Origin of the sequence: Nocardia carnea (assembly GCF_029868855.1) — a bacterium.
Classification (GTDB): domain Bacteria; phylum Actinomycetota; class Actinomycetes; order Mycobacteriales; family Mycobacteriaceae; genus Nocardia; species Nocardia carnea_A.
The window spans coordinates 34,583-43,714 of the sequence record NZ_JARWOV010000162.1 but is presented as its reverse complement, the minus strand read 5'-3'; the positions used below and the strand labels follow the sequence as shown (position 1 = coordinate 43,714).

The 9,132-nt window shown below is 67.7% G+C and carries 8 protein-coding genes; 3 read left to right on the top strand and 5 right to left on the bottom strand.

Annotation, left to right across the window (positions count from 1 at the left end; translation table 11 throughout):
- Positions 1-179: 179 nt before the first annotated feature.
- The 3 genes from QH195_RS14905 to QH195_RS14895 all read right to left on the bottom strand — a co-directional run bounded on the left by QH195_RS14905 (position 180) and on the right by QH195_RS14895 (position 3,076).
- A complete protein-coding gene (locus QH195_RS14905; RefSeq protein ID WP_280435800.1) occupies positions 180-1,343 on the bottom strand; it encodes an anti-sigma-D factor RsdA in 1,164 nt (387 codons plus the stop codon).
- The gene (locus tag QH195_RS14900) at positions 1,336-1,914 is read right to left on the bottom strand and encodes a sigma-70 family RNA polymerase sigma factor (RefSeq protein ID WP_033243420.1); all 579 of its coding nucleotides are present in this window, start codon (positions 1,912-1,914) and stop codon (positions 1,336-1,338) included. Before QH195_RS14900 ends, QH195_RS14905 begins: the two co-directional genes overlap by 8 nt.
- Before the next feature lie 127 nt (positions 1,915-2,041).
- Positions 2,042-3,076, bottom strand: a complete 1,035-nt coding sequence (locus QH195_RS14895; RefSeq protein WP_280435799.1) for a hypothetical protein — start codon at positions 3,074-3,076, stop codon at positions 2,042-2,044.
- Positions 3,077-3,840: 764 nt separating this feature from the next.
- Between QH195_RS14895 and QH195_RS14890 the strand changes: the two genes are divergently transcribed.
- Positions 3,841-4,134: a WhiB family transcriptional regulator gene (locus QH195_RS14890; protein ID WP_062973464.1), complete on the top strand. Its 294-nt coding sequence runs from the start codon at positions 3,841-3,843 to the stop codon at positions 4,132-4,134.
- A gap of 144 nt (positions 4,135-4,278) precedes the next feature.
- Positions 4,279-4,893 carry an ECF RNA polymerase sigma factor SigK gene (gene sigK, locus QH195_RS14885; protein ID WP_280421633.1) on the top strand — a complete coding sequence of 205 codons (615 nt, stop codon included), beginning with the start codon at positions 4,279-4,281 and terminating at the stop codon, positions 4,891-4,893.
- A 57-nt stretch (positions 4,894-4,950) separates the two neighbouring features.
- Here sigK and groL read toward each other — a convergent pair whose 3' ends face one another.
- Positions 4,951-6,558 (bottom strand): chaperonin GroEL, encoded by a 1,608-nt coding sequence (groL, locus tag QH195_RS14880; RefSeq protein WP_280435798.1) that lies wholly within the window; start codon positions 6,556-6,558, stop codon positions 4,951-4,953.
- 105 nt (positions 6,559-6,663) lie between these two features.
- Complete coding sequence (gene groES, locus QH195_RS14875) at positions 6,664-6,966, bottom strand: co-chaperone GroES (RefSeq protein ID WP_033243423.1); 303 nt, start codon at positions 6,964-6,966, stop codon at positions 6,664-6,666.
- 508 nt (positions 6,967-7,474) lie between these two features.
- On the opposite strand from groES, the gene QH195_RS14870 reads away from it, so the two are divergent.
- Positions 7,475-9,058 (top strand): Hsp70 family protein, encoded by a 1,584-nt coding sequence (locus tag QH195_RS14870; protein WP_280435797.1) that lies wholly within the window; start codon positions 7,475-7,477, stop codon positions 9,056-9,058.
- Positions 9,059-9,132 lie beyond the last annotated feature (74 nt).

Genomic DNA, 9,132 nt, shown 5'->3' with positions numbered 1-9,132 from the left:
ATCCGGCATGATCGACCGCCATACGACGGCCGATCGTTTTCGCATGCCCGCACCAGGGTCTGAACGCACAGCCCGCCGCATCACGCGTAAAACCCGTGTGGCCGTCCACCTCGGGGTTAACGGCCACACGGTGATATCAGTTCACGAACCGCGCCCGAATTCGGGAGGCGAGCCGCGTTTCAGTTGGTGGGCGTGCCGGGAACGATCGTCGTCGGAGCCGACGGCACTCCGGTCTGCGGAACCTGCGGAACCTGCGGCACCGACGGCTCGGCCGGGCCGGGTGAGCTGATCGTGGACGGTGGGGCCTGCGTGGTCGGCTCCACCGAATCTGCCCCGGGCCCGGCCGGAGTGGTCGGGCCAGGGGTGTTCGCGTCGGTGGTGTCGTCCGGTGCGATATCGGGCGCCTGGGTATCCGGCGCCTGGGTATCCGGAGCGTCCGTATCGGGTGCCGGCCGGTCCGGCGACGGCAGGACCGGCGCGGTGGCATCGGGCGCCGTCGGCCGATCGTCTCCGGAGCCGGGAGCCTGCATCGGGAGTTGCTGACCCGGCGCGGGCGTGGTGGTCACCGTGGCGCCGGGACGCTCGGAGGTGCCCCCGGGCGTGACCGGCTTCACCGGCGCCTCCGGATCCGGCGCGGGAGCCTTCTCCTCCAGCTCTGCGGCGATCTCCGGAGCGACTTGGCCGACCTTGTCGACCAGCTCGCGCCATCGGGCCACGAGCTCGTTGCGTTTGACCGGATCGTCGATCTGCGAGGCATTGGCCGACGCCTGTTCGAGGCGGGCCTTGGCCTGATCCGGTTTGTCCTCGTCGAGCAGCTCCTGCGCAGCGGCCAGATTGTCGTCGGCGTACTGCACAACGGTGCTCTGTGCTTGTTCGCTGAAGACCACCTCTTTGACACGCCAGAGCGCATCGCCGGGTTCGGCCTGATACGAGAACACCGAAAGCCCACCGAACACCAGAGCCAGCGCGGCCGCCGTCGTGGCGATCGGGCGGAGCAGCCGCAGCCGCCCGCCGGATTGCGCGCTGACCCGCGCCTGCCGGGCACCGATCTCCTGATTGACCGCCGCGACGACGGTATCGAGATCGGGCGCGTCCGGTAGCGGCGGAGCCACGATCTCGGCCCGCCAATCCGCCAGCAATGTCGCCAGCTGGAGTTCCTCGGTGCTCTCGGTGGGTATGGGCCCGCCCCGGGCGATAGCGTCGATCAGTTCGTCATCACGACGAACCGCGCCGATATCGACCGGTTCGGACCCGGCACCGGAGCCCTCGGCGTAGGGATCGGTGTTCCGCGATACGCGCCGCGCCCACTTGTCGCCCCGACCGCGCCCGCCATCCCTAGCCATATATTTCACCTGCCCTCGCCACTTGTGCCTTCAGTTTTGCGAGCGCCCTGTGCTGGGCGACCCGTATCGCTCCCGCCGTACTGCCCACGGCGGTCGCGGTTTCCTCCGCTGACAAACCCATCACCAGTCGCAGGATCAGGATCTCCCGATGTTTCTCCGGCAACGTGGCCAGCAGAGTGTTCATCTGCCGGCTCGTTTCGGATTCGAGAGCTCGCTGCTCCGGTCCGTGGTCGGTGGATATGACATCTGGTACTTCGGCCATCGCCTCCGCCTTGTTACGGGAGGCGTTGCGATGGGCGTCGGCGACCTTGTGCGAAGCGATTCCGTATACGAAGGCCATGAACGGCCGACCCTGGTCCTGATACCTGGGTAGGGCGGTCATGACCGCTAGACAGACCTCCTGCGCGACGTCGTCCGCGGAGAGTTGTCCACGCTCCGCAGCACCGATCCGCGCGCGGCAATATCGCATCACCAGCGGACGGACCAATTTCAGTACCTGAGCTAGAGCAGACCTGTCGCCCTGCGCGGCAGCGGCGACGGCGCGGTCCAACTCTTCGCCCGTGTGCGTCATCGTCAGCGGATTTCCTGGCGTTACAAAGTGGCACGGCCGGTGACGACCTGTGCTTCCGCCGGTCCAGCGGAACGGGATCAACAATAGGACACGGCCGCCCGCGCGGGTCGAGACGGTAGAACCTGGGTTACCTTCCGTTGTCGCGAAATCGCCCGCCACGCCTGGAGATGAGGGCACGACACGCCTCCGCGTCGGCCGCCGCCGACGCGTGTCCGGCGGCCGGTCCCGCGCCGGGCGCAGGTAGTCCGGTTCGTAACATGGCGCAGGCCCAGCGCAGCGGCACCAGGCCCGCTTCCCGGCATTGCTCCTCGACCAGAGCTGCGAGCTCGACGGCCCGCGCGGTATCGCCGGTCACGCCGGCGGCCGCGGCGACCAGCAGTCGCGATTTCACCCGGTGCCGGATCGAGGGGCCGTGCTCGGCCGATGCCAGCGCGACCTCCGCCGCGGCCAGGGCTGCTTCACCCCGGCCACCGGCCAGTGCGGTTTCGGCACGTACCCAGTGCAACCGGACGAGCGCACGGGAGCGATCGACCGCCGCGCCCCCCGTCTCCCCCCGCGCGATCCCCTCACCGGTCGAGCCGGAGGGACACTCGTCCTCCAGTAGCGCGGCGCAGCGGTCCAGCAACCTGGTGGCGAGCGCGAGCCTGCCGGTGCCCAGCGCGTCGGCGGCGAGGCCGATGAGGGCATCGGCCGCGGCGTCGATCGAGTCCGGAACGCGCTGATAGCCGGCCGCCTCCGTATCGTCCGGTCGCCGAGGTGCGGCGCCCGCAGCGTCCAGGGCGTCCACGCCGAGCCCAGCACTCGCGGCGGCGACCCCAGCACCCGCGCAGACCCCACCGCACGCAACACCCGGGGCGATCTCACCGCCTGCGGCACCCGCGGCATCGAGCAGACCGTCCGGATTGCGGCGCCCCGGGGCGTCCGGATAAATGAGCGCCGGGCGCGGAAGTCCGGCCGGCGAGACGCCGGACAATCGCGGCAGTACCAGCGCGGCGGCGAGCCCGTCGTCGTGCGCGGCCCGCGCATGCCAGCCGAGTTGACGCCGCAAGGAACCCTCGGTGGATGCGGCGAGCGAGAGCAGCACCGGATCGGTGGTGCTCGCCCGCAGCCGGCGCAATGCGGTACGGGCGGCCGCATAGTGGCCTGTACCACCCAACGCCACGGCTCGCCACCATATTTCGACACTGCAGCCCGGCTCCGGCAACTCGGCAGCGGACCAGTGTTGCCGCGAGCCGAAAGCAAAGCCGGCAAGCCGGTGGGAAGGGGTTTCGGAGGGGAGAACCGGGGCGGACACCGGTGCACTGTACCGAGACACACCCGGATCGGCGCCCGGCGAATCGGCCGGACGGATCCGCTGCGAGTGTTTCAGCAATCTTTCAGCATTAATCGAATCACCAGTGTTTCGATCAGGTTAAACTCCACCCATCAATCCATGAGCGGATACGCATCGAATTCCGCAACGTTTCGCTTAATTAACCTGGAAGCCGCCCGGCCGCCATCTGTAATCGTACCGAGATCAGCGATTCCCGCCCCGGTCCGCGCTCCGATCGTGTACGCATTCCGGTCCGGACCGATCCCGCGACCCCGGCCGTAGATCCTCACCTGCGAAAAGGCCGACCAGCGCCGACGGATCGAGAATCAGGCATCGGGGTAACCACACAGTATCGCCGGAAGATTAGCGGAAGTAAACAGCCGGACGGGTTAAATTCAAGCCGCAAAATATTCGACAAATCAGCGCGCCGAACTGTTGACGGAATTTCCCCGTTACCCCTAACGTAACTCATCGCCACGAACGGCGCCGGGCGAAAAATCGCCCGGTATGCCTACGGTCCGCGCGTTCATACGGACGCCGGGCACCACCCGAGAAGTTGACCCATCACTCGCTCGACAATGCCGACGAGCTCGCGTCTACGAGGAGTTCAACCCATGCCCATGCCCACCCACCTTCCCGGACCGAACGCCGATGTCTGGGACTGGCAGATGCGCGGTTCCTGCCGGGGTGTGGACTCGGCGGTGTTCTTCCATCCCGACGGGGAGCGCGGCCGGGCCCGGGCAGCTCGCGAGCTGCGCGCGAAGGAAATCTGCCGGACCTGCCCGGTGCTCATGCAGTGCCGGTCTCATGCGCTGAAGGTCAGTGAGCCCTACGGAATCTGGGGCGGGATGTCGGAAACCGAACGCGAAATGCACGCGCGCCGCAACCGGCGCCGGATGGCGGTATAGCCCGCTTCGCCGGCGTCTGCCGTGGCAGCGCCTGTTTCGGCGCTGCCCGGCAGGCCGGGGCGTCTTCACCAGCGGGCGCGACACCGTCTCTTCCGCGGGGCCACATACGGTCTCGGTCATAGCGTGGGGTTATTGTTATGACCGATGACACACGAGAGTACGGAGCTCTCAGCGCTGTTGCAGCGCTGTGGCCATTCGGACGCCGAGGCTTTCGCCGAACTCTATGATCGAACCCGCACGCGGGTCTTCGGTCTGGTGTTGCGTGTCCTACAGGATTCGGGGTTCGCGGAGGAGACCACGCAGGAGGTCTACCTGCAGACCTGGCGTACCGCGGCAAGTTTCGATCCGGCCCGCGGTTCGGCGGTGACCTGGCTGTTGACGCTGGCCCATCGCCGCGCGGTCGACCGCGTGCGTGCCGAGCAGGCGCATACCCAGCGGGAAATCGCCTACGGCGCCCGGGTGCTCGGGCACGACTACGACGAGGTCATCGAGGAGGTCGAGCGCAAACTCGACCATCAGGCCGTGGTGGTCGGTCTGCGCAGTCTCACCGAGAACCAGCGCGAGGCGATTTCACTGGCCTACTACGACGGCCGCACCTACGCGGAGGTCGCGCGGCAGCTCGAAATCGGGCTGCCGACCGTCAAATCCCGGATCAGAGACGGGTTGCTCCGGTTGAAGAAGAGTATGGCGGCCGCCCCGCCCATCGGCGAGCGGCGGCCGATACGAGAACGGGCCGTTCACATTCCACGCAGAGTGTGAACGGCCCGTTCTCTGTGTCCCTACCGATTCCGGCCGGCAGCCGACCGGGAAATCGGATCAGTGGGCGTGCCCGTGCCCGTGGTCGTCTTCCTCTTCGGCGGGCTTGTCCACCACGGCACTTTCCGTGGTGAGCACCATCCGCGCCACCGAGGCGGCGTTGATCACGGCCGAGCGAGTCACCTTGACCGGGTCCACGACGCCGTCGGTGAGCAGATCACCGTAGGTCAGGGTGGCGGCGTTGAAGCCCTCCTTGCCCTCACCGACCTTGCTCACCACAACCGCACCGTCGAGGCCGGCGTTGCTGGCGATCCAGTACAGCGGCGCCCGCAGCGCACCCCGCAGCACCTCGGCACCGACGGCCTCGTCTCCGGACAAGCCGGCGATCAGGCTGTCCAGCTTGGTACCGGCCTGTACGAGCGCGGTACCGCCGCCGGGCACGATGCCTTCCTCGACGGCCGCCTTGGCCGCGCTGACCGCATCCTCGACCCGGTACTTGCGCTCTTTGAGCGCGGTCTCGGTGGCCGCACCGACCCGGATCACCGCGACACCGCCGGCCAGTTTGGCCAGCCGCTCTTCCAGCTTCTCCCGGTCCCAATCGGAATCGGTGGCCTCGATCTCGCGGCGCAGCTGCGCACTGCGGGCGGCGATATCGTCCTGAGTACCGGCGCCGTCGACGATCGTGGTGGTGTCCTTGGTGACCACCACCCGGCGGGCCGAACCCAGTACCTCGAGGCCCGACTCACGCAGGTTGATACCCAGGTCCGGGTTGACCACGGTACCGGCGGTGACGACGGCCAGATCGTCGAGGAACGCCTTGCGGCGGTCACCGAAGAACGGCGCCTTGACCGCGACGGCCTTGAGGGTCTTGCGGATGGAGTTCACCACCAGCGTGGACAGTGCCTCGCCCTCGACGTCCTCGGCGATGATCAGAACCGGCTTACCGGATTCGGCGATCTTCTCCAGCAGCGGCAGCAGGTCCGGCAGGGAGCTGATCTTCTCGCGGTGCAGCAGGATCTGCGCATCCTCGAGCACGGCTTCCTGGCTGTCGCCGTCGGTGATGAAGTAGGGCGACAGGTAGCCCTTGTCGAACTGCACACCCTCGGTGACCACCAGTTCGGTCTGCATGGTGGAGGACTCCTCGACGGTGACGACACCGTCCTTGCCCACCGTGGTCAGCGCCTTGCCGACCATTTCGCCGATCTCCGCGTCCCGCGAGGAGACGGTGGCGACCTGGGCGATGGCCTGTTCCCCGTCGACCGGGGTGGCCGCGGCCACCAGGGCCTCGGAAACCGCGTCGGCGGCCTTGGCCAGACCGGAACCGATGGCGATCGGGTTGGCGCCCGCCGCGATGTTCTTCAGACCGCCGCGCACCATCGCCTGGGCGAGCACGGTGGCGGTGGTGGTGCCGTCCCCGGCCACATCGTTGGTCTTGGTGGCGACGCTCTTGACCAGCTGGGCGCCGAGGTTCTCGAACGGGTCCTCGAGATCGATATCACGCGCGATGGTGACACCGTCGTTGGTGACGGTGGGGCCGCCGAACGATTTGGCCAGCACCACATGCCGGCCACGCGGGCCGAGAGTGACCTTGACCGCATCGGCGAGCTTGTCGACACCGCGCTCCAGTGCCCGGCGAGCCTGCTCGTCGAACTGGATCTGCTTTGCCATATGTCTTCGCTCCTGTATCTGGTGCGCTTCGAGTTGTGTGGCACAACGCACTCCGCCCCGGGTCAGCGTTCGACACCGGGGCGGAATGCATGCGCGGCAGTCGGATTACTTGCCGACGACAGCCAGCACGTCGCGCGCGGACAGGATCAGGTATTCCTCACCCTGGTACTTGATCTCGGTACCGCCGTACTTGCTGTAGATGACGGTGTCGCCCTCTGCGACATCCAGCGGGATGCGCTTTTCACCTTCGTCGTCCCACCGGCCGGGGCCGACGGCGACAACGGTGCCTTCCTGCGGCTTCTCCTTGGCCGTATCAGGGATGACCAGGCCGGAGGCGGTCGTCGTCTCGGCCTCGTTGGCCTGGACGAGGATCTTGTCCTCGAGCGGCTTGATGTTCACGCTCGCCACGTTGAGCCCTCCACTTTCAGGGGATAACGGTCGTCCGGAACTGTTGTCCCGGACCATCGATTCGGTCACGATGCTGACCCTGCGCATAGCCCCGTCGTCGCGGGTGCCGGGACCGCCTGCTCAGTAGTCAAGCCTGGCACCGGGCAACAATCGGTGCCAACTAGCACTCTATACATGAGAGTGCCAGCGCTCAAGGGCAGGAGGTGCCAACCCGCCGATCGGGCCGTATTCACGGCGAATGATCTTGCTGTCACCAACACGCCAGACAACGAGGTCGCTGGTCGCCGGGTTGGGTCGGACTACGGCGGGTAGCCCGAGAGAAACAGGGCTTCCCAATGATTCTCCGACTCTGTAACGTTCGGATAACAGATCGTGGCACCATGGGTGATGGTTGTTCGCGAACCCACCGCTCCCCGCAGACGGCGGTGGTTTCGCGAACAGCCTCGCCCCATGTCCGGACCGGCCGGCGCGAACGACGAGGTTCCGCTCGAAGGGAGGTGAAGAGAATATGCGTACGTCGCTCGGCATCTCCGCCGGGAACGAGGTGGTGTGCTCCGCACTGGTCACCACCGCGGCCAACGGTGCGCGGAAGTTCGACTACCGGGTCGTCTCGGCGGAGGAACACTCCGACCTCGGCGATCTCGTTGCGTCCTCGATCGAGCTGATGACCACGCAGCTGCCCGCGAGCCATCAGCACGAAGCCGTTTTCGGACCGCATGTTCCCACCCCCCAGACCTCCGGCCTCGACGTCGTCGCCGAGCGCCCGCCCACCGGTGTCGCCGTGGCCTACCGGGGTAAGGAACAGGCCCAGGCGATCCGGATGGCGACCGGGAAACACCGCGAACCGCAACTGGTCCCGGAAACCACCGCGGCGCTCACCTTCCTGCGCGATACCGGCCTGCTGGACCGATACGGCACGGTCGCGGTGATCGACCTCGGCGCTTCGGGCTGCACCGTCTCGGTGGCCGATCCGGCCGACGGTACGGTCCTGCACACCGCTCGCAGCACCACGGTCAGCGGGCGCGCGATCGATGATCTGCTGTACCGGCACCTGGTCGATCAGCACTATGCCCGGCGCGGTACCCGGCCCAATCGCAGTGTGCTGATCAACCGGGCGCGTACCGCCAAGGAACATCTGTCGGTCACCCAGGCCGTCACCATCGACCATATCGCCGGTCGGCCGCTCAAACTCACCCGTACCGATTTCGAACTGCTCGCCGCCCGCCTGCTGCGGGAACTTGCCCGGTTCACCTCGATGACCTTCGGCCTGGCCGACCGGGCCCCGGAAGCGGTCGTGGTGATCGGCGGCGGGGCGAATATCCCGGCGGTACTGGAAACCCTGCGCAGCGAACTGGGTCTGCCCGTACTGACGGTGCCGGACCCGGACGCCGTGATCGCCAAAGGTGCCGCGCTGCTGGCCGATACCGCCAGCTCCGCCGCGCCGATCGGCGCACTCACCCCCGACAAGTCCGGGAACACCCTGCTCAAGGCGTTCGGTACGGTCGCCGGCGCGATCGTGGTGGTCGGGCTGATCGTCGGGTACGGGGTGAACACGGGCACACCGAATTCCGACGACGAGGTCTCCCCGGCCGGAACGACCAGCAGTGCGCAGGTCCCGCCCACCACCACGGCCGACCCCACCACGGTGGCGCCGACCACCACCGAAACGGCACCGCAGCCGATCGAGGAACCGGCCACCGGTGACGAACCCTATACTCCGACCTACGAGCCGACATATGAACCGCCGGTGACCACCGAGCCCAGTACCGGCACGGCGCCGTCCACCAGCGGCGAACCGACCCCCAGCGAGCCGACGACGACGATCACCGGTACCACGTCCACCACCCCGCCGTCCTCGCAGCCGACTCTGCGCCCGGATCCGAACCTGCCGCCCATCCCGTTCCCGGAAGGCTTGGGACCGGGCGCCCTCGCCCCACCGCCGCCTCTCGAAGACCGACCTGCCCCGGACTCACCGTCCACCTCGGACACCCCCTCCGAAGACGGCACCCAGAGCACCGAAACCACCTTCCAGGTCACACCCCCGCCACCCGCACCGGCACCCCGACTCCCCGGAACGGGGTCTGCGGGATAGGTATCCGCACCACGCCGCCGCTCGCGCCGTCGCCCGACGCGCGGACCCTGATCGACAGACCATCCAGGCGCCCG

Excerpts from the sequence above, each read along its gene's own strand:
- QH195_RS14905 (WP_280435800.1), bottom strand. The coding sequence starts at position 1,343 with ATGGCTAGGGATGGCGGGCGCGGTCGGGGCGACAAGTGGGCGCGGCGC.
- QH195_RS14900 (WP_033243420.1), bottom strand. The coding sequence starts at position 1,914 with ATGACGCACACGGGCGAAGAGTTGGACCGCGCCGTCGCCGCTGCCGCG.
- QH195_RS14890 (WP_062973464.1), top strand. The coding sequence starts at position 3,841 with ATGCCCATGCCCACCCACCTTCCCGGACCGAACGCCGATGTCTGGGAC.
- sigK (WP_280421633.1), top strand. The coding sequence starts at position 4,279 with ATGACACACGAGAGTACGGAGCTCTCAGCGCTGTTGCAGCGCTGTGGC.
- groL (WP_280435798.1), bottom strand. The coding sequence starts at position 6,558 with ATGGCAAAGCAGATCCAGTTCGACGAGCAGGCTCGCCGGGCACTGGAG.
- QH195_RS14870 (WP_280435797.1), top strand. The coding sequence starts at position 7,475 with ATGCGTACGTCGCTCGGCATCTCCGCCGGGAACGAGGTGGTGTGCTCC.